The organism is Pseudomonas sp. CLCA07 (assembly GCF_053615335.1).
Map to the genome: position 1 here is coordinate 2,932,989 of NZ_CM132131.1, position 18,417 is coordinate 2,951,405.

Consider the following 18,417-nt stretch of genomic DNA (forward strand, 5'->3'; position numbering starts at 1 on the left):
TGCCTGGTCGACGTAGCACGGCGCGGGGTCATAGCGAACGGCAGGAGTTATCATGCCGAGCATAGACGCCCTCGCCGATCGCTTATCGACCTACCTCGGCAAGGACCAGGTCAACCTGGTCCGCCGAGCGTATTTCTACGCCGAACAAGCCCACGACGGTCAACGCCGACGTAGCGGTGAGGCGTACGTCACGCATCCTCTTGCGGTGGCGAATATTCTTGCCGACATGCACATGGACCATCAAAGCCTGATGGCCGCCATGCTGCATGACGTGATCGAAGACACCGGTATTGCCAAAGAGGCGCTACAAGCGCAGTTCGGCGAAACCGTGGCCGAACTGGTCGACGGGGTCAGCAAACTGACCCAGATGAACTTCGAGACCAAAGCTGAAGCCCAGGCCGAAAACTTCCAGAAAATGGCCATGGCCATGGCACGCGACATTCGCGTGATCCTGGTCAAACTCGCCGACCGCTTGCACAACATGCGCACGCTGGAAGTCCTGTCCGGTGAAAAGCGCCGGCGGATCGCCAAGGAAACCCTGGAAATCTATGCGCCCATCGCCAACCGGCTGGGCATGCATGCCATCCGCATAGAATTCGAAGACCTCGGCTTCAAGGCCATGCACCCGATGCGTTCCGCGCGGATCAACCAGGCGGTCAAACGCGCCCGGGGCAACCGCAAGGAAATCGTCAACAAGATCGAAGAGTCCCTCAGCCACTGCCTGGCCATCGACGGCATTCAGGGCGAGGTCAGCGGTCGTCAGAAACACCTCTACGGCATCTACAAGAAAATGCGCGGCAAGCGTCGGGCCTTCAACGAAATCATGGACGTTTACGCGTTCCGGATCATCGTCGACAAGGTCGACACCTGCTACCGCGTGCTGGGTGCTGTGCATAATTTGTACAAACCGTTGCCTGGGCGCTTCAAGGATTACATCGCGATCCCCAAGGCCAACGGCTATCAGTCGCTGCACACCACGCTGTTTGGCATGCACGGTGTTCCGATCGAGATCCAGATCCGCACCCGTGAAATGGAAGAGATGGCCAACAACGGCATCGCCGCCCATTGGCTGTACAAATCCAGCGGCGATGAGCAGCCAAAAGGCACGCATGCCCGCGCCCGCCAGTGGGTCAAAGGCGTGCTGGAAATGCAGCAACGGGCCGGCAACTCGCTGGAATTCATCGAAAGCGTGAAGATCGACCTGTTCCCGGACGAGGTCTACGTGTTCACGCCCAAAGGCCGGATCATGGAGCTGCCCAAAGGCTCCACGGCGGTCGACTTCGCTTACGCGGTGCACACCGACGTGGGCAACAGCTGCATTGCCTGCCGGATCAATCGTCGTCTCGCACCGCTGTCCGAACCGCTGCAAAGCGGCTCCACGGTCGAGATCGTCAGCGCTCCCGGCGCTCGGCCGAACCCGGCATGGCTCAACTTCGTGGTCACCGGCAAGGCGCGGACGCACATCCGCCATGCGCTGAAACTGCAACGCCGCTCCGAGTCCATCAGTCTCGGCGAGCGTCTGCTGAACAAGGTGCTGAACGGTTTCGACAGCTCGCTGGAAAAAGTCGCCGCCGAGCGCGTCAAGGCGATGCTCGCCGAGTACCGTCTCGAATTGATCGAAGACTTGCTGGAAGACATCGGCCTGGGAAATCGCATGGCTTACGTGGTCGCCCGCCGCCTGCTCGGCGAAGGCGAACAGTTGCCAAGCCCGGAAGGTCCGCTGGCGATTCGCGGCACCGAAGGCCTGGTACTCAGTTACGCCAAGTGCTGCACACCGATCCCGGGCGACCCGATTGTCGGTCACCTGTCCGCCGGCAAAGGCATGGTTGTGCACCTGGACAACTGCCGCAACATCAGCGAAATCCGCCACAACCCGGAAAAATGCATTCAGCTCTCGTGGGCCAAGGATGTCACCGGCGAATTCAACGTCGAACTGCGTGTCGAGCTGGAACACCAACGCGGCCTGATCGCGCTGCTGGCCAGCAGCGTCAACGCGGCCGATGGCAATATCGAAAAAATCAGCATGGACGAACGCGATGGTCGCATCAGCGTGGTCCAACTGGTGGTCAGCGTGCACGACCGCGTGCATCTGGCCCGCGTGATCAAGAAACTGCGTGCCTTGACCGGGGTGATTCGCATCACCCGCATGCGTGCGTAAAGCCCACTCTTACAAGGAGTCATTCATGACCAAGACTGTTATCACCAGCGACAAGGCCCCGGCCGCCATCGGTACTTACTCCCAGGCGATCAAGGCTGGCAACACCGTTTACATGTCAGGTCAAATTCCTCTGGACCCAAAAACCATGGAACTGGTTGAAGGCTTCGAAGCCCAGACCGTCCAGGTGTTCGAGAACCTCAAAGCCGTGGCCGAAGCTGCCGGTGGTTCTTTCAAAGACATCGTCAAACTGAACATCTTCCTCACCGACCTGAGCCACTTCGCCAAGGTCAACGAGATCATGGGCAAGTACTTTGACCAGCCTTACCCTGCCCGCGCCGCCATCGGCGTGGCCGCCCTGCCAAAGGGTTCGCAGGTTGAAATGGATGCCATTCTGGTCATCGAGTAAACGTGCGGCGCAGCCTTCTAAAGGCTGCGCCGATCTTGCCTTGAAAGGATTCCACCATGCGCCATGCGCTAGCTCTCTCGCTGGTCGCCCTACTCTTGGGCGGTTGTGCCAGCAACCCTGCCGACCGTGACATCAGCGGCACCTGGATCAATCAGGTGGCGATCGATGCAGCAGCCAAAGGCGGCCCCCTGCGCGAAGCGCTCCAGGCCTATGGCCCGAACCTGGAATGGGACATCAACACCAAGGCTAGTCAGGCCCGCTACACCAATGGTTTTGAAAACGTCGACGGCAAGCTGCTGGGCGAACAGTCCGGCGCCTGGAAAATCGACTTTTACGGCAGCTCCGGCAGTGAGCTGAAACGTGACGGCAAGCAAATGAGCCAGTCCGCGACCGAGAACGAGTCGGAGCAAGTCTTCGACCGCGCGCAGGTCCAGGTACCGGAAGGCGCACCGATTGGCGCGAGCTTTGAACGTGCGTTGTACTCGGCCTACATGGGCGGCAGCTGGAAAATCGTCAGCGGTCAGGGCGAAGGCAATACCGTGCAATTCCAGGCCGACGGCCAGATTGCCGGTCTTCCGGGCGCTGATCGTTATGCCCTGTGCCTGGCCGGTGATTGCGCGTCGATGAGCGGCGGCAACGACAACATGTGGCTGCAACTGAACGGCCAAGGCAACACCTGGATCTTTGCGCGCAAGGGCAAGGAACTGGAAATTCTCCAGGCGGTGAACACCGCACAGGCGGACGAACAGCCGCAGTACACCGCGGGTGAACGCAAGTGGGTGCTGGAAAAGCAGTAATCCGGGCCCAGAGCTAACGCAAATCCAATGTGGGAGCGAGCCTGCTCGCGAAAGCGGTGTAACAGCCAATAGAAATGTTGAATGTTACGGCCCTTTCGCGAGCAGGCTCGCTCCCACATTTGGTTTGTGGTGGCTGGAAGTTAACCGCGGCCTTCGAGGATTGCGGCATAACCTTCGCGATAGCTTGGGTACTTCGGTGTCCAGCCCAACGCCTTTAATCGGGCATTGCTGCAACGCTTGCTGCCCGTACGCCGCACGGTCGCGTCGTCAGCCCATTCCGTTACGCCCAGATACTCACGCAACCAGCCCACCACGTCCGCCAGCGGTGCAGGCGCGTCGTCGACGCCTATGTAGACGTCATCCAGCACCTCACCGCGACGATCTGCCTCAAGCAGATACGCCATCAACCCCGCCGCGTCGTCGACGTGAATACGGTTGCCATAAAGCGGCGGATCGACCGCCACGCGATAACCCCGCCGCACCTGAGTCAGCAGCCACTCACGGCCAGGACCGTAAATACCGGTCAGGCGCACAATGCTCGCCGGAATGCCGCTTTTGAGTGCGACCTGCTCAGCCTCCAGCATCAGTCGACCTGAATAGCCTGCGGGAACGGTCGGCGAGGACTCGTCGACCCACTCGCCATCCTGCTGGCCATACACACTGCTGCTGGAAACAAACAGCAGACGATCGGGCACCTGACCGTAGTCGTTCAGCCAGTCCAACACATGCTGCAAGCCCTGCACATAAGCAGCGCGATATCCGGCTTCATCGTGGTCGGTGGCCGCCGCGCAATACACCAGGTAATCCACCGCACCGACTGGCCAGGTCGCCGGACAGTCTTCATTAAACAAGTCGCCGGCAACGCCAATGACTCCCTCGGGCAGGCGCGAGATGTCACGCCTCAGGCCATGAACCTCCCACCCGCCAGCCACCAATTGCGTGGCCAGACGACTGCCGACATCACCGCAACCGGCGATCAAAACTGAGGGTGTGGACATCAGAAAACTCCCATCGGAAAGACACAGACTAGCGCCAGCAATGGACGAGCGGCTAGCAATGCAAGAAAAAAAGAGACTCTATTACTTTTGTTAACAAGAATTACTTGCAATAATGCACGCCACTTTTGTTCTCGGCCTCACGAGGCCTGGAAGAACATTAACCGTTTTTTCTCTCAGGTCCGGCCAGCATGACACGCAATCAATTCTCCGCTTCGCCAACCAAAAGCCCTCGCGCCTGGCGTGCAGTGGCTGCTCTGTTGCTCAGCCTGATGCTGGCACCGACCGCCGCTTTCGCTGACGCACAAGCACCCGCCACTCCAGCCACCGCCGTGGCGCCAGCGCCAGCCGATCCTGCCGCCCCAGTCGCCGTTCCTGCCGCGACCGATCCGGCCCAGGCTGTAGCCGCCGAAGATGTTCCTGAAGTGCTCGAAGCCGATAACTCCCTGGGCATGGCCCATGACCTGTCGCCGTGGGGCATGTATCAGAACGCCGACATCATCGTGAAAATCGTGATGATCGGCCTGGCCATCGCCTCGATCATCACCTGGACCATCTGGATCGCCAAGGGCTTTGAGCTGATGGGCGCCAAGCGTCGTCTGCGCAGCGAAATCGTCCACCTGAAAAAAGCCACCACCCTTAAAGAAGCCAGCGCGACAGCCACCAAGGAAGGCACTCTCGCCAACTTGTTGGTGCATGACGCCCTGGAAGAGATGCGCTTGTCGGTCAACAGCCGCGAGAAAGAAGGCATCAAGGAACGTGTTGCCTTCCGTCTCGAGCGACTGGTGGCTGCCTGCGGTCGCAACATGAGCAGCGGCACCGGCGTCCTCGCCACCATCGGTTCCACCGCGCCGTTCGTGGGCCTGTTCGGTACCGTGTGGGGCATCATGAACAGCTTCATCGGCATTGCCAAAACCCAGACCACCAACCTCGCTGTTGTGGCCCCCGGCATCGCCGAAGCCTTGCTGGCGACCGCGCTGGGCCTGGTTGCAGCGATCCCGGCCGTGGTGATCTACAACGTTTTCGCCCGCTCCATCGCGGGTTACAAGGCACAAGTGTCCGACGCCTCGGCTGAAGTCCTGCTGCTGGTCAGCCGTGACCTCGATCACCTGCCGACCACCGAGCGCTCCGCGCAACCGCACATGGTCAAAGTAGGGTAATCAGCCATGGGCTTGCATTTGAAAGAAGGCGCAGACGACGATCTGGCCGAGAACCACGAAATCAACGTCACGCCGTTCATCGACGTGATGCTGGTGCTGCTGATCATTTTCATGGTGGCCGCCCCGCTGGCCACCGTGGACATCAAGGTCGACCTGCCCGCCTCCAGCGCCAAGCCGGCGCCACGCCCGGAGAAGCCGGTATTCCTCAGCGTCAAGGCTGACCAGCGCCTGTTCCTCGGCGAAGACGAAGTAAAAGCCGAAGCACTCGGCGCCACTCTGGACGCCAAGACCCAGGGCAAGAAAGACACGACGATCTTCTTCCAGGCCGATAAAGGCGTGGATTACGGCGACCTGATGAGCGTGATGGACAACCTGCGCTCCGCCGGTTACCTGAAGGTGGGCTTGGTCGGACTTGAGACGGCAGCCAAGAAATGATCACGACGCGCCATAAGCTGACGCGTTACAGCGGGAGCCTGGCCGTGGTGCTGGGCGTTCACGCACTGGCCATCGCGCTGGCGCTGAACTGGACCTCGCGCCCGCCGATCGAGTTGCCACCGCAGGCCATGATGGTCGAGCTGGCACCGGTTCCGGCACCGCCACCGCCTGCACCGCCAAAGGTCATCACGCCGCCGCAGCCACCAGCCCCGGTGGAAGAGTTGCCGATCCCGAAACTGGCTGAAGTGCCCAAGGCCGAGATTGCCGTGCCCAAGCCGGTCAAACCCAAGCCCAAGCCGCAACCACCCAAGCCTGTAGAGAAAAAGCCGGAGCCGCCAAAGGAGAAGCCGTCCGAGGAAAAACCGAGCGACGCGCAACCGACGCAGGCGCCAACGGAGAAATCCGCACAACCGGCACCGGGTCCATCAGCCGCGCAGCAGGCCGCCAAGGCCAGTTGGCAAGGCACCTTGCTCGCGCACTTGGCCAAGTACAAGAAGTACCCGGCCAGTGCGCAGGCGCGGGGCAAGGAAGGCATGAACCGTCTGCGCTTCGTGGTGGATGCCGAAGGTAACGTGTTGTCGTTCGAGCTGGTGGGCGCCTCCGGCACTGCCGATCTGGACCGGGCTACCCTGGAAATGATCCGCCGCGCCCAGCCACTGCCCAAGCCACCGGCCGACATGCTGACCAACGGCGCCATCGAAATCGTGGCACCGTTTGTTTACTCGCTGGAAAAACGCCGACGCTAAAAGCAACACAAATACCTTGTAGGAGCCGAGCTTGCTCGCGATGAGGCCGTCATATTCAACATCTCTGTTGACTGACACACCGCTATCGCGAGCAAGCTCAGCTCCTACAGGGTTATGCAGCGACCAATAAGGCACCCCAAAAGGTGCCTTTCGTGTATCTGCCAGCGGCAAACACGCATTACCTGGTGTCACTCAACACACTCACTCTGATAACGTGCGTCTATCGATTGCAGCCGTTATGCTTGGCGCGCAACTACATGGACGCTTGCTATGACTCTGACAGAATTACGCTACATCGTTACCCTCGCCCAAGAGCAGCACTTCGGCCACGCGGCCGAGCGTTGCCACGTCAGTCAACCGACCCTGTCGGTGGGCGTGAAAAAGCTTGAAGACGAACTCGGTGTGCTGATTTTCGAGCGCAGCAAGAGTGCCGTGCGCCTGACCCCGGTCGGTGAAGGCATCGTGGCCCAGGCACAGAAAGTCCTGGAGCAAGCCCAAGGCATCCGCGAACTGGCCCAGGCTGGCAAGAACCAGCTGACCGCCCCGCTGAAACTCGGTGCGATCTACACCGTCGGCCCATACCTGTTCCCGCACTTGATTCCACAACTGCACCGGGTCGCCCCGCAGATGCCGTTGTACATCGAAGAAAACTTCACCCACGTGCTGCGCGACAAACTGCGCAACGGCGAGCTCGACGCGATCATCATCGCCCTGCCGTTCAACGAAGCCGACGTCCTGACCTTGCAGCTCTACGACGAGCCGTTCTACGTCCTGATGCCGGCCCAGCACCCGTGGACCCAGAAAGAATCCATCGACGCCAGCCTGCTGAACGACAAGAGCCTGCTGCTGCTCGGCGAAGGCCACTGCTTCCGCGATCAAGTGCTGGAAGCCTGCCCGACCCTGGCCAAAGGCAACGACGGCGCCAAGCACACCACGGTGGAGTCCAGCTCCCTGGAAACCATCCGCCACATGGTTGCCTCCGGCCTCGGCATTTCGATCCTGCCGCTGTCGGCAGTCGACAGCCATCACTACGCCCCTGGCGTGATCGAAGTGCGCCCACTGACACCGCCGGTACCGTTCCGCACCGTGGCCATTGCCTGGCGCGCGAGCTTCCCGCGTCCGAAAGCGATTGAAATCCTCGCTGACTCCATTCGCCTGTGCTCGGTGGCCAAGCCGTCCGCGCCGGTTGTTGCGGCTTAAGTCGCGGTCATGACCGAGTTGTCGCAAGTGTCGGTGACGGCACTCAAAGGTGTCGGCGAGGCCATGGCCGAGAAGCTGGCCAAGGTCGGCCTGGAGAATCTTCAGGACGTGCTGTTCCACCTGCCGCTGCGCTATCAGGATCGCACCCGCGTGGTCCCGATCGGCCATTTGCGACCGGGGCAAGACGCCGTGATCGAAGGCACCGTCAGCGGTGCCGACGTGGTCATGGGCCGTCGCCGCAGCCTCGTCGTCCGTCTGCAAGACGGCACCGGCGGGCTCAGCCTGCGCTTCTATCATTTCAGCAACGCGCAGAAAGAAGGCCTCAAACGCGGCACGCGGATTCGCTGCTACGGCGAAGCGCGGCCCGGCGCCTCGGGGCTGGAAATCTATCACCCGGAATACCGCGCCATCACCGGCGACGAGCCGCCGCCGGTGGATGAAACCCTGACCCCGGTGTACCCGCTCACCGAAGGCCTGACCCAACAGCGCTTGCGCCAACTGTGCATGCAAACCCTGACGATGCTCGGCCCGACCAGTCTGCCCGACTGGCTGCCGACCGAACTGGCGCGCGACTACCAACTCGCGCCGCTGGCCGATGCGATCCGCTACCTGCATCACCCGCCCGCCGATGCCGACGTCGACGAACTCGCCATCGGCCACCACTGGGCGCAGCACCGCTTGGCCTTCGAAGAACTGCTGACCCATCAACTGTCCCAGCAGCGTCTGCGCGAAAGCATGCGCTCCCTGCGCGCGCCAGCGATGCCGAAAGCCACCCAGCTGCCGGCCAAGTACCTGGCCAATCTTGGCTTTGCACCGACCGGCGCTCAACAACGGGTCGGCAACGAAATCGCCTACGACCTGAGCCAGCACGAGCCGATGCTGCGCCTGATTCAGGGCGACGTTGGCGCGGGTAAAACCGTGGTCGCCGCCCTCGCCGCGCTTCAGGCGTTGGAGGCCGGTTATCAAGTCGCACTGATGGCGCCCACTGAAATCCTCGCCGAGCAGCACTTCATCACCTTCAAGCGCTGGCTCGAACCGCTGGGCATTGAAGTCGCGTGGCTGGCCGGCAAGCTCAAAGGCAAAAACCGCGTCGCCGCGCTGGAACAGATCGCCAACGGTACGCCGATGGTGGTCGGCACCCACGCGCTGTTCCAGGACGAAGTGCAGTTCAAGAACCTCGCACTGGCGATCATCGACGAACAACACCGCTTCGGCGTGCAGCAGCGCTTGGCGTTGCGACAGAAAGGCGTCGGCGGGCGCATGTGTCCGCATCAACTGATCATGACCGCCACGCCGATCCCGCGCACGCTGGCCATGAGCGCCTACGCAGACCTCGACACCTCGATCCTCGACGAACTGCCGCCCGGCCGAACGCCGGTCAACACCGTGTTGATCACCGATACCCGGCGCGTTGAAGTCATTGAACGGGTGCGCGGTGCCTGCGCTGAAGGGCGTCAGGCGTATTGGGTGTGCACGCTGATTGAAGAGTCAGAAGAGCTGACCTGCCAGGCCGCTGAAACCACCTATGAAGACCTCACCGCCGCCCTCGGCGAGTTGAAGGTCGGGCTGATTCACGGGCGCATGAAGCCGGTGGAAAAAGCCGCCGTCATGGCCGAGTTCAAGGCCGGCAACCTGCAACTGCTGGTCGCCACCACCGTGATCGAAGTCGGCGTCGACGTGCCGAACGCCAGCCTGATGATCATCGAAAACCCCGAACGCCTCGGCCTCGCACAATTGCACCAGTTGCGCGGCCGTGTCGGTCGAGGCAGCGCCGTCAGCCATTGCGTGCTGCTCTACCATCCGCCGCTGTCGCAGATCGGTCGTCAGCGCCTCGGTATCATGCGTGAAACCAACGACGGTTTTGTCATCGCCGAAAAAGATCTCGAACTGCGCGGTCCCGGCGAAATGCTCGGCACACGCCAGACCGGCCTGCTGCAATTCAAAGTCGCCGACCTGATGCGCGACGCCGATCTATTGCCCGCCGTGCGCGACGCCGCCCAAGCGTTGCTGGAGCGCTGGCCGGACCATGTCAGCCCGTTGCTCGACCGCTGGCTGCGCCATGGGCAGCAATACGGACAAGTGTGAGCACCGTCGCAGTTTATGGACCATACCGTTAAACAAGCTGGTTATACTCGCGCAACTGTTTGAATACGGATACAGACGATGACTGAAGCTGCCCTCGCCCCGGAAACCCTGCACGCTCCGTCTGTTATTCGGCTGCTGCTGGGCAAACTCGGCATTGCCTACGAAGAAATCCTCGATCACCACGGCCTCAACGCCACGCGCAAAGTGCAGGCCGTTCTGGTGGAAGACGCGGTCGGCGCCTTGATGGTGCTGTTCCCGCAAAGCCAATTGCTGGACCTCAATCGCCTTGCTGAACTGACCGGCCGCCACCTCACCGCCGTGCCGACCGAACGCCTGGTCAAAATGCTCGGCAAACACAGCCTGAGCCTGCTGCCCGGCCTGCCGGCGATGACCACTTCGCCGTGCCTGTACGAAGAGAGCCTGCTGCGCGAACCGAAGTTGCTGATCAACTCGGGCGAGCCGGGCCTGCTGCTGGAAATCACCAGCGAAGACTTCAAAACCATGCTGACCAAGGCCAGCGCCGCCAACTTCGGCGAAGCCCTGACCAGCATCCGCCCGAACCTCGACCGCCCCGACGATGACCGCAAGGAAATCACCCAGGCCGTTCAAGCGTTCACCGCACGGCGCATCCAGCAACGTCTGGAAGAGACCATCGAGATTCCGCCGCTGGCCGAGACCGCGCAAAAAATCATCAAACTGCGCGTCGACCCCAACGCCACCATCGACGACATCACCGGCGTGGTCGAAACCGACCCGGCGCTGGCCGCGCAAGTCGTGAGCTGGGCTGCGTCGCCGTACTACGCCTCGCCAGGCAAGATTCGTTCAGTAGAAGACGCCATCGTGCGGGTGCTGGGTTTCGACCTGGTGATCAACCTGGCGCTGGGCCTGGCTCTGGGCAAAACCCTGAGCCTGCCCAAAGACCACCCGCAACACGCCACGCCGTACTGGCACCAGTCGATCTACACCGCCGCTGTCATCGAAGGCCTGACCCGCGCCATGCCGCGCGCCCAGCGCCCGGAAGCCGGCCTGACCTACCTCGCCGGCCTGCTGCACAACTTCGGCTACCTGCTGCTGGCCCACGTCTTCCCGCCGCACTTCTCGCTGATCTGCCGCCACCTGGAAGTCAACCAACACCTGTGCCACAGCTTTGTGGAGCAACACCTGCTCGGCATCAGCCGCGAACAGATCGGCGCGTGGCTGATGCGCCACTGGGACATGCCGGAAGAACTCGCCGCCGCCCTGCGCTTCCAGCACGACCCGCACTACGACGGCGACTTCGCCGAATACCCGAACCTCGTCTGCCTGTCCGTGCGCCTGCTGCGCGCTCGCGGCATCGGCTCCGGCCCGGATGAAGACATCCCGGATGCCCTGCTCGAACGCGTCGGCCTGACTCGCGACAAAGCCAACGACGTGGTCACCAAAGTGCTTGAAGCCGAAGTCCTGCTGCGCGAACTGGCTTCGCAGTTCACCCAGGCCTAAAAGCATCGCGGGCAAGCCACGCTCCCACAGGATTTAGGTGATCCCTGTGGGAGCGGGCTTGCCCGCGATGAATCCACCTCGGTCTAACTGACCGCCTCAAGCCAGGTAGCGCAGCACATATCCCGGAAGAGGCGTTGGATCAAAAGAGACATAGCCGCTAACAACAACCCGGTTATCCGCCATCACTGCGCATCCCCTGAACATATCGATGCCGCTTTCACTGTTGAAAACCGCCCATCCCTTACCCGCGAACTTCACATCCAGTGAGCCATCGAACGTATACCGCGCTGTCACGACTGAACTGTTTTCGTCAACAAATGCGCCTCCACCCTGCCCACTGACAACCAGCTTTCCATCCGTTTGCAGAACACAGCGCCGCCAGGAAACCCCATGCTCCAGAAAGTTGGAGAACAGCGGCTTTCCGTTGTTGAAAACAAGATTGAAACTTCCGCTGGGGTTTAGCGAGACAATCAGTCCTTCGCGGTCACCATCTTGGTCTGCGGTCCCCACCGCCACAACCCCACCGTCCGACTTCAAGGTCATTGACCCTAGGTCAAGCCACCGACTGCTGTCAGTTATGGTCACTACGCCGTTCTTTTTGTCGCCAAAACCAGCATCGACGTTACCGTCCTGGTCATAGCGAATGACATAAGCATCTGGGGACTCATCGGAAGTCTCTCGGCTGAAATCGCCACAGACCAGAACTTTGCCGTCTTGCTGAACGGCCACACCAGCAGCGTAATTCCAGCGATGGGTGATACCCGGAAGCTCGACTAGTACAAAGCCTTTCTGATTAAAAGATGTGTCAAGTGAGCCATCCACATTAAGGCGCAGCGCAATCCCTCTCAAATGATCGAAGGCGAAATTAACAGTGCTGACTAGAACAATCTTCCCATCCTGCTGACCGAAAGCAGCAACCCCGACATCACCCGCCCCTTGAGATGAGTTTTCACCGTTTTTATTGTCATGGCGACGAGTGAGAAAACTGGCTCCAGGCTTGGTGCGAGAATCAATCAGGTCGTAAATATTGATGGTGACTTTGCCGTCCTTTTCAGGACCGAAGGAGGGGTCCAGCTGGCCACTCTGAAGTTGACGAACGACCGCGAGATCAATTGCGCCGTTCGAGTGCTCTACAGTGCCGGTGATCAGCCATCCGCCATTGTCCAAGGGACGCAGATGGCGCCCAGAGAACCTGGCCCCCTCCGTGAAAGGAACTTCGACGATTCCCTGATTCCCAAATGCCAAATCAAGCGAGCCGTCCTCTTCCAGCCTTGCGACCTTGACCGGAGAGTTCTCTGACCATAAAGCGCTGAAAAGCAGCAGCAATTTTTTGTCGGGTAATGGGAGAACCGAATCAGGGAACCGACCGACAACACCGTCGAAAGGCAGCTCAAGAACGCCACCGTTACCAAAGGTTGGATCACAAAACTCTGATGACTTTGTGCCTTGTGCCTGAGACATGACCGCGCTCCATCGTGGTGTGAAAGGATGTCCTTCTAGGGACACCCTTACAGTGGAGCACCGAAACACTACGCGAAACACCTGTTACAAATGACAGTTCAGCATTCGCTGCAAGCCAATTAGTTGACCTTTCGAGCCATCGAAGCGACTCAACGAGCAGCAGCAGGCTTCTTCCGCGGCTTCAAATACTTGGTCAACCCCTGAAACCACATCACCAACGCCGGGTTGCCCTTGATCTGAATCGACTTGTCCTGAATCCCCGTCATAAACGCCAATTGCTTGTTCTTCGCCTGCATCGTGGCAAAGCCGTACGCCGCATCCTTAAACGCAATCGCAAACGCCGGCTCGGCGGTATGGAAGGCACGCTTTTCATCTGATCGTTGGCTATGAGCCAGCGAGGACAATAAGCAGGTGCCCTGCTATGATTTGACGGCAAATAGAGGGCTTTCCGATGACCCAATCAGCTGCTGTCAGTGTTGCAAACCAAGTCCGTAAGCTTGCGAAAGAAAACAAGGTCACCGCCGAACGTGACGGCATGAGTCGTATGGCCGTGAGCATTACCCGTTTGGCTGGCGATGTCGTCGAGTTGGATGGCATCGAACAGTTGCTCGTCAATCTCAAGAGAAAAGGCGTTCTGAGCAAAGCTGAAATCCTGGCGCTCCAAGGGCGCTATCTTCAGGAAAGGCGTGCACAGAAACGTAGCGCATGACTTTTGATCCGTTCGGCGACTTCGAAACTGCTGGATATCTTCAAAACTCGCTGCAACTGAAAGATCCCACTGAAGTAAAAGAGTCAGAGCATCTTTCGTTTGAATTGAGTATCGAAGATGCGCTTGCCTTCTTGGCTAAGAAAAAGCCAATCGATTACAAGACTGTGCTCAAAGTTCACGAAATCCTGTTCTCCGGCTTCTATCACTGGGCAGGGAAAGACCGGAACGAGCTTGTCCCTCACCTGGCAGTCTTCAAGGGCTCCCTCGACGATCCCCGCAGCACCGTGTTCGAGCGCCCGGACTCCATCAAAATGTCTGTCGACTATGCGCTTAAGCTAGCAGCTGACAAGAAACGCTTCAGAGACCATCCCGGCGGGGTGATGGGTCAGCTGGCTTTCGCACACCCCCTCCTGGACGGCAATGGGCGCACGATTCTATTAGTCTTCATGGAACTCTGTTATCGAGCCGAGTTCGCCATCGACTGGTCAAGGACAAGCAAAGACAACTACCTGCGGGCACTCAGCGACGAGATCCGAGAGCCTCGCGAGAGGCATCTCGATAACTACCTCAACCCGTTCGTAGTCGATATATCCAGTCGTGACGAGTGGCCAGAGACCATCGGTGGTATCAGAGGCCTGGATGGCCTGGACAAGGAAGACATCACATACGAGAACCTGGACAACCCGCAAGTCCAGCAGATCTACAAGACATACCGGGCCCAGCCGCTCGACACCCGCGAGCCTCCTGAGTCGGATGGCTGAAGAAGCTCCACAGGGGATCACCTAAACCCTGTGGGAGCGAGCTTGATCGCGATGAATCCAACCCGGTCTACCTGAAAGACTTCATACCTTGGCTTTAGCCTTCCTAGGCTTCAAATACTTGGTCAACCCCTGAAACCACATCACCAGCGCCGGGTTGCCCTTGATCTGAATCGACTTGTCCTGAATCCCCGTCATAAACGCCAACTGCTTGTTCTTCGCCTGCATCGTGGCAAAGCCATACGCCGCATCTTTAAACGCAATCGCAAACGCCGGCTCGGCATACACACCCGACTTGCTGGTAATGCGCTGGTCCTTCACAAAGAAATGCCGCGACACCTTCCCGTCCAGGGTCTGCAACTGGAACACCAATTCCTTGTCACCCAACTGCTGCTGAAACGCAGGATTAGTCCGGCTGGCCTTACCCATCAACAAACCCAGCATCCACAGAAGAAAACGAAATTTCATGCGCACAGCCTCAAGAGAAAAATGAACGGCCGGCGCAGTGTAGCCGCTTCGGACGATAACGACAGCATCGCGATGCGTTAGAAGAAGATGACGCGCTTTTTGACGCTGATGACTACCAAGTCATTGACGAAACGTCGGTGTTTAAAAGCGTGGAAGATTTGATCTTTCTACGCTCGACGCTATCGGAAGTTTCCTTCAACACGCGGGGTTGTTCGTGAACTAGGCAGCTTTGCGCTCGACCGATAGTCTCTGTTGGTCGCCGCAAAATCGGTGACACGGACGTGCAAGTCCGGCCTGGTGCACAATCGCTTATGGCTATTCATCGAGCATTTTCTTATTCTCGCGAATCGTTATGGCGACTGTGCGTGGGAGACCTTCGGGTCTGCCGGATACTCCGGGCCGGTCTTGCACACCTATGCACAGTTGCCACCTCTTTCGAAGTGCGAGCGAAACGGTGTCAGCTCCAATTTCCGGAAGATACCTAATGATCAAGCCAACACCGAATCCCCCAGAACACGAAGACACATCCCCCTACGAATCCCTCGATTCGAAGAAACTCCATGAAGCCGCCGAACGCGCCCTCAACCACCATTTCGCACCTCCGCCCGAGAAGCCCAAGCCTCGCAAAGGCAACCTCTTCACCGTCTCCCCCGACATCGACACCGAAGCCCTCCTGGCCAACGCCTCAGAAGACCTGCTGTCCATCAGCGCCATCGCCGCCAACCTGGCCGACGATGTGGAAGGCACGCTGCGCTCCGTAGCACTGGCGCTCAGCAGAATGTCGGACGGGGTTCGGTTGTTGGTGGAGCGAGCGCTGGATCATATTGATTCGCCGAATCCGGCGGAGCATCGGGCGAAGGTGTAGTAGAAACCATGAAGGGGATTTAACGTCCCCTTCTTTGATTCAGTGTATTAGTCACATCCGCACTCGGTGCATCAGATGCAGTGACTTGCCTTGATCGATTCTGCACCTTGCGATCCCAAGCGCCCTACGTTGTTGATACCCTGCGGATTACCTTTATCAGCTGACAATTGATAACAGGCCAGCGCCCGGGACATATCCTTTGTTCCTAAGTCGCCACTCTCAAAATAGGAACCCAGAGTGTTCATCGCCTCTGTCGATCCCATGGAAACCGCACGAATAACTTCCCTTTCCGCTTGCTCGGGATGCAAGCAAGGGCCGTTATAGTCGGTGGAGTTACCGTTACAAAAATACGCGGCATAACCCAGCGCCCCGTCCGGTAGAGTCGTCGCTGCCGCTTTGAACAACGCTTCAACCCTGCTGGTTTCTAACTGAGGAGCCATCTGCGAAAGACTTAATCTTGCCGCCGACAAACTCGCCTGTGGATCACCCGACGCGGCAGCACAAACATAGTTTTCCAGAGACGCTTCAATCAATTCCCCTGTCAGACGGTATTGTTGAAGAAACCCTAACCCGCCCAAGCCCTCGGCACGTTGATAACAGAAGTCCTCGACATGGCTCATTCCGGGCCTGCTGGAGGCGACAAGCTCCTTCTCACTGATCGACCAATCCTCAATACCCACCAGCGCCCAGCATGATTCTTTAGCGAAGTTAAAAATCTTGATGTTGCTGTTGCCTGCCCTTTTATCCACAACGTTCATGTGATTGTCGTCGACCGATTCGATCTGAACCCCTGCAGTCTTGCCTTCCATCGCACCCATCAATGGAAACGCCAAACCGGCGCCTGTTTCCGCAGTAATGGACGGTTCGAATCGGCCCGGATCTTCTGTACGCTTTAACACCAAAATCTTCACTGCCGGCGCAGTGAGGCGCCTCTGGGACTCAGCATTAGCGGAAAACACCGGTACAAATTGAGCAAAGTCCTGAGATGGGCACGAGACATCTGACCCGCGCCCAACAGCCGAACCACTCACGATGTCGGGTGCGATACCGTCCAGAAACACCGATCGCTCGCGACTCATTCTTGCGATGCAGTTGTGCACGGTCGTCACATAGGCAGAAGTACCCGGCTTGATCTCAAACGCTTCGAGCGGGCAATTCGCATCACGCAACTTTATCCACGCGCGCTGTGCTTCTTTGACCTTCGCCGTATAGGCCGTACCTGTGTCGGGTTCAGCTAGATATTGGGTTTCGAGTCGAGCCATCAATTGGTGATAACTCGTGTTCAACTGCGAATCTGCAGCAACCTTCGATACCTCTGAGCACTTATCAATTTGTTGGCTTGCGGAGATCTTGTTGCACTCATCCTGAGCAAGTGCCGTTGAACCCGGCAAAACGGCCTGGCATGTCAGCGCAAAAAAAACCCCTAAAAAAAAGCGTTTCACTGTCTTCTGTCCTTGATCTGTTCAGATGTAATCCAAGCAATCTAATCTGGGGAAAAATGGGTCACACAGAGCTTTGGCTCATTCATTTCCCAGTAGGTGCTGAGCAAAGTTCTCTTGTCGCGCTCTACGCTCAGATTGGCGAAATCATCGCCACAAGCTGGAGTCAACTCCTTGAAAAAAACCTGCTTCGGGTTGGTAAACAAAAATCCTGTGAATGGTGTAGGTGCCCATCCCGCCATCGATCTGCCACACAGCAAAATCCGTCGCACCGTCGAAATTAAAATCATCGATTTGCAGATGTAGTTCGTTTAGAGCCTCAAAAGCGATTGTTCCAGATTCGCTTTGGGCATCGCTTTTAACGACGACCGTTAACGCGGAATCTTCCAACCCAAAAGACGCCACGACGTTTTTGATAGGGCTGAACGTGGTTACCTCGGCAAATACCTGCACCGCCCACAGCAAGCCGAGCAATGATGGCACTAGATACTTGAATCGCATGTGCTCGCCCTACTCCAACTCACATCCGACGTCCAAAGAAGAGTCGATGCTGGCGTCAATAAAAAATATGGAAAAAGCGACAGATTTATTTAACGACACTTAAACTATCTTAAATAAATCTGCCACCTCCCCCCCTCTTCTTCGCCGCCCTATAAATTATCACTCATACCAGCGCAATCTGAAGCTTTGGCAATAACCTTTCGCTCACCATAGTTCAGCACGCACAATGGATTTTTAAAGCTACCATGCATTGTTTTACAGCCCTTATTTTCTTTTACTTGATAAACACACTGATCACCAGAAACAACTAACTCTTTACTTGGATAAACAGTAGAAATTCTGTCACCATCCAGAATGTACACATTTTCGTAGATAGAGCCGCCAACTTGCTGAACGTCTTTATAGCTGCCATCTTCGAGTTCAGTCGCACTTGCGGGAACAGATCCAATGTACTTCGCTTCTTTATCTCCCTGCGTGACAGCGTAAATCAAAGTTTGAGCATTAAGACCCATATCATCGCTACCGGGCGCCGAAAATATCAGAGAGACGTTCGTTTTATCGGACGGATCTCTGTATGTATATTCTGAATCACACCCTCGCTGTGAATTTTTTAACGTGAAAACCTGTTCTTTGAGTAAAAGTGTCAATTCGCCGGGTACGTCATTCCCAGCTTTACACTCCAACTGACTGTCCAAAGCATCAGACCAAGCCACACCGCAGTAGAAAAACATACATATAGCGATCAAACGATTCAT

General features: G+C 58.0%; 18 protein-coding genes and 1 pseudogene. 12 read left to right on the plus strand and 7 right to left on the minus strand.

The window, feature by feature from the left end; all coding sequences use genetic code 11:
- Positions 1-52 precede the first annotated feature (52 nt).
- Genes spoT through ACWGZX_RS13605 form a run of 3 tightly spaced genes read left to right on the plus strand, consistent with a single transcriptional unit; the run spans position 53 to position 3,361 of the window.
- Positions 53-2,158: a bifunctional GTP diphosphokinase/guanosine-3',5'-bis pyrophosphate 3'-pyrophosphohydrolase gene (spoT, locus tag ACWGZX_RS13595; RefSeq protein ID WP_223521205.1), complete on the plus strand. Its 2,106-nt coding sequence runs from the start codon at positions 53-55 to the stop codon at positions 2,156-2,158.
- Positions 2,159-2,183: 25 nt separating this feature from the next.
- Entirely contained in the window at positions 2,184-2,564 is a 381-nt protein-coding gene (locus tag ACWGZX_RS13600) for a RidA family protein (protein WP_003229509.1), read from the plus strand.
- A gap of 56 nt (positions 2,565-2,620) precedes the next feature.
- Positions 2,621-3,361 carry a hypothetical protein gene (locus ACWGZX_RS13605; RefSeq protein ID WP_452628660.1) on the plus strand — a complete coding sequence of 247 codons (741 nt, stop codon included), beginning with the start codon at positions 2,621-2,623 and terminating at the stop codon, positions 3,359-3,361.
- A gap of 140 nt (positions 3,362-3,501) precedes the next feature.
- On the opposite strand, the gene ACWGZX_RS13610 is transcribed toward ACWGZX_RS13605, so the two are convergent.
- The gene (locus ACWGZX_RS13610) at positions 3,502-4,359 is read right to left on the minus strand and encodes an SDR family oxidoreductase (RefSeq protein ID WP_452628661.1); all 858 of its coding nucleotides are present in this window, start codon (positions 4,357-4,359) and stop codon (positions 3,502-3,504) included.
- Between the two features lie 188 nt (positions 4,360-4,547).
- On the opposite strand from ACWGZX_RS13610, the gene exbB reads away from it, so the two are divergent.
- The 6 genes from exbB to ACWGZX_RS13640 all read left to right on the plus strand — a co-directional run bounded on the left by exbB (position 4,548) and on the right by ACWGZX_RS13640 (position 11,461).
- Positions 4,548-5,516 carry a tonB-system energizer ExbB gene (gene exbB / locus ACWGZX_RS13615; protein WP_452628662.1) on the plus strand — a complete coding sequence of 323 codons (969 nt, stop codon included), beginning with the start codon at positions 4,548-4,550 and terminating at the stop codon, positions 5,514-5,516.
- 6 nt (positions 5,517-5,522) lie between these two features.
- The gene (exbD, locus tag ACWGZX_RS13620; RefSeq protein ID WP_452628663.1) at positions 5,523-5,951 is read left to right on the plus strand and encodes a TonB system transport protein ExbD; all 429 of its coding nucleotides are present in this window, start codon (positions 5,523-5,525) and stop codon (positions 5,949-5,951) included.
- A complete protein-coding gene (locus ACWGZX_RS13625) occupies positions 5,948-6,697 on the plus strand; it encodes an energy transducer TonB family protein (RefSeq protein WP_452628664.1) in 750 nt (249 codons plus the stop codon). The genes exbD and ACWGZX_RS13625 overlap by 4 nt, the downstream gene beginning before the upstream one ends.
- A gap of 270 nt (positions 6,698-6,967) precedes the next feature.
- Positions 6,968-7,897, plus strand: a complete 930-nt coding sequence (locus ACWGZX_RS13630) for a hydrogen peroxide-inducible genes activator (RefSeq protein WP_223521217.1) — start codon at positions 6,968-6,970, stop codon at positions 7,895-7,897.
- Positions 7,898-7,906: 9 nt separating this feature from the next.
- Positions 7,907-9,982 carry an ATP-dependent DNA helicase RecG gene (gene recG / locus ACWGZX_RS13635; RefSeq protein WP_452628665.1) on the plus strand — a complete coding sequence of 692 codons (2,076 nt, stop codon included), beginning with the start codon at positions 7,907-7,909 and terminating at the stop codon, positions 9,980-9,982.
- A gap of 78 nt (positions 9,983-10,060) precedes the next feature.
- A complete protein-coding gene (locus tag ACWGZX_RS13640) occupies positions 10,061-11,461 on the plus strand; it encodes an HDOD domain-containing protein (protein ID WP_452628666.1) in 1,401 nt (466 codons plus the stop codon).
- A gap of 96 nt (positions 11,462-11,557) precedes the next feature.
- Here ACWGZX_RS13640 and ACWGZX_RS13645 read toward each other — a convergent pair whose 3' ends face one another.
- Both ACWGZX_RS13645 and ACWGZX_RS13650 read right to left on the minus strand, forming a co-directional pair.
- Positions 11,558-12,922, minus strand: coding sequence for a hypothetical protein (locus ACWGZX_RS13645; protein WP_452628667.1), 1,365 nt, complete (start codon positions 12,920-12,922; stop codon positions 11,558-11,560).
- Between the two features lie 149 nt (positions 12,923-13,071).
- A pseudogene (locus ACWGZX_RS13650) lies at positions 13,072-13,272 on the minus strand (helicase); the annotation flags it as partial.
- Between the two features lie 101 nt (positions 13,273-13,373).
- On the opposite strand from ACWGZX_RS13650, the gene ACWGZX_RS13655 reads away from it, so the two are divergent.
- Both ACWGZX_RS13655 and ACWGZX_RS13660 read left to right on the plus strand, forming a co-directional pair.
- Positions 13,374-13,631: a hypothetical protein gene (locus ACWGZX_RS13655; RefSeq protein WP_452628668.1), complete on the plus strand. Its 258-nt coding sequence runs from the start codon at positions 13,374-13,376 to the stop codon at positions 13,629-13,631.
- Positions 13,628-14,392 carry a Fic family protein gene (locus tag ACWGZX_RS13660; RefSeq protein ID WP_452628669.1) on the plus strand — a complete coding sequence of 255 codons (765 nt, stop codon included), beginning with the start codon at positions 13,628-13,630 and terminating at the stop codon, positions 14,390-14,392. Before ACWGZX_RS13655 ends, ACWGZX_RS13660 begins: the two co-directional genes overlap by 4 nt.
- A gap of 81 nt (positions 14,393-14,473) precedes the next feature.
- Here ACWGZX_RS13660 and ACWGZX_RS13665 read toward each other — a convergent pair whose 3' ends face one another.
- Positions 14,474-14,857, minus strand: coding sequence for an SCP2 sterol-binding domain-containing protein (locus tag ACWGZX_RS13665; protein WP_452628670.1), 384 nt, complete (start codon positions 14,855-14,857; stop codon positions 14,474-14,476).
- Positions 14,858-15,341: 484 nt separating this feature from the next.
- On the opposite strand from ACWGZX_RS13665, the gene ACWGZX_RS13670 reads away from it, so the two are divergent.
- Positions 15,342-15,722 carry a DUF6124 family protein gene (locus tag ACWGZX_RS13670; protein WP_452628671.1) on the plus strand — a complete coding sequence of 127 codons (381 nt, stop codon included), beginning with the start codon at positions 15,342-15,344 and terminating at the stop codon, positions 15,720-15,722.
- 71 nt (positions 15,723-15,793) lie between these two features.
- Here the strand turns inward: ACWGZX_RS13670 and ACWGZX_RS13675 are convergent, their stop codons facing one another.
- The 3 genes from ACWGZX_RS13675 to ACWGZX_RS13685 form a co-directional block, all read right to left on the minus strand.
- Positions 15,794-17,131: a lysozyme inhibitor LprI family protein gene (locus tag ACWGZX_RS13675; protein ID WP_452629015.1), complete on the minus strand. Its 1,338-nt coding sequence runs from the start codon at positions 17,129-17,131 to the stop codon at positions 15,794-15,796.
- Between the two features lie 177 nt (positions 17,132-17,308).
- Positions 17,309-17,662 (minus strand): XAC2610-related protein, encoded by a 354-nt coding sequence (locus tag ACWGZX_RS13680; RefSeq protein ID WP_452628672.1) that lies wholly within the window; start codon positions 17,660-17,662, stop codon positions 17,309-17,311.
- 149 nt (positions 17,663-17,811) lie between these two features.
- On the minus strand, positions 17,812-18,417 hold the full coding sequence (locus ACWGZX_RS13685; protein ID WP_452628673.1) for a hypothetical protein: 606 nt from the start codon (positions 18,415-18,417) through the stop codon (positions 17,812-17,814).

What these genes read in the sequence shown, in the direction of transcription:
- ACWGZX_RS13600 (WP_003229509.1), top strand. Translation starts at nt 2,184, where the DNA reads ATGACCAAGACTGTTATCACCAGCGACAAGGCCCCGGCCGCCATCGGT.
- ACWGZX_RS13610 (WP_452628661.1), bottom strand. Translation starts at nt 4,359, where the DNA reads ATGTCCACACCCTCAGTTTTGATCGCCGGTTGCGGTGATGTCGGCAGT.
- ACWGZX_RS13640 (WP_452628666.1), top strand. Translation starts at nt 10,061, where the DNA reads ATGACTGAAGCTGCCCTCGCCCCGGAAACCCTGCACGCTCCGTCTGTT.
- ACWGZX_RS13655 (WP_452628668.1), top strand. Translation starts at nt 13,374, where the DNA reads ATGACCCAATCAGCTGCTGTCAGTGTTGCAAACCAAGTCCGTAAGCTT.
- exbB (WP_452628662.1), top strand. Translation starts at nt 4,548, where the DNA reads ATGACACGCAATCAATTCTCCGCTTCGCCAACCAAAAGCCCTCGCGCC.
- recG (WP_452628665.1), top strand. Translation starts at nt 7,907, where the DNA reads ATGACCGAGTTGTCGCAAGTGTCGGTGACGGCACTCAAAGGTGTCGGC.
- ACWGZX_RS13685 (WP_452628673.1), bottom strand. Translation starts at nt 18,417, where the DNA reads ATGAATCGTTTGATCGCTATATGTATGTTTTTCTACTGCGGTGTGGCT.
- spoT (WP_223521205.1), top strand. Translation starts at nt 53, where the DNA reads ATGCCGAGCATAGACGCCCTCGCCGATCGCTTATCGACCTACCTCGGC.
- ACWGZX_RS13630 (WP_223521217.1), top strand. Translation starts at nt 6,968, where the DNA reads ATGACTCTGACAGAATTACGCTACATCGTTACCCTCGCCCAAGAGCAG.
- ACWGZX_RS13625 (WP_452628664.1), top strand. Translation starts at nt 5,948, where the DNA reads ATGATCACGACGCGCCATAAGCTGACGCGTTACAGCGGGAGCCTGGCC.
- ACWGZX_RS13645 (WP_452628667.1), bottom strand. Translation starts at nt 12,922, where the DNA reads ATGTCTCAGGCACAAGGCACAAAGTCATCAGAGTTTTGTGATCCAACC.
- ACWGZX_RS13670 (WP_452628671.1), top strand. Translation starts at nt 15,342, where the DNA reads ATGATCAAGCCAACACCGAATCCCCCAGAACACGAAGACACATCCCCC.
- ACWGZX_RS13605 (WP_452628660.1), top strand. Translation starts at nt 2,621, where the DNA reads ATGCGCCATGCGCTAGCTCTCTCGCTGGTCGCCCTACTCTTGGGCGGT.
- ACWGZX_RS13680 (WP_452628672.1), bottom strand. Translation starts at nt 17,662, where the DNA reads ATGCGATTCAAGTATCTAGTGCCATCATTGCTCGGCTTGCTGTGGGCG.
- ACWGZX_RS13660 (WP_452628669.1), top strand. Translation starts at nt 13,628, where the DNA reads ATGACTTTTGATCCGTTCGGCGACTTCGAAACTGCTGGATATCTTCAA.
- ACWGZX_RS13665 (WP_452628670.1), bottom strand. Translation starts at nt 14,857, where the DNA reads ATGAAATTTCGTTTTCTTCTGTGGATGCTGGGTTTGTTGATGGGTAAG.
- exbD (WP_452628663.1), top strand. Translation starts at nt 5,523, where the DNA reads ATGGGCTTGCATTTGAAAGAAGGCGCAGACGACGATCTGGCCGAGAAC.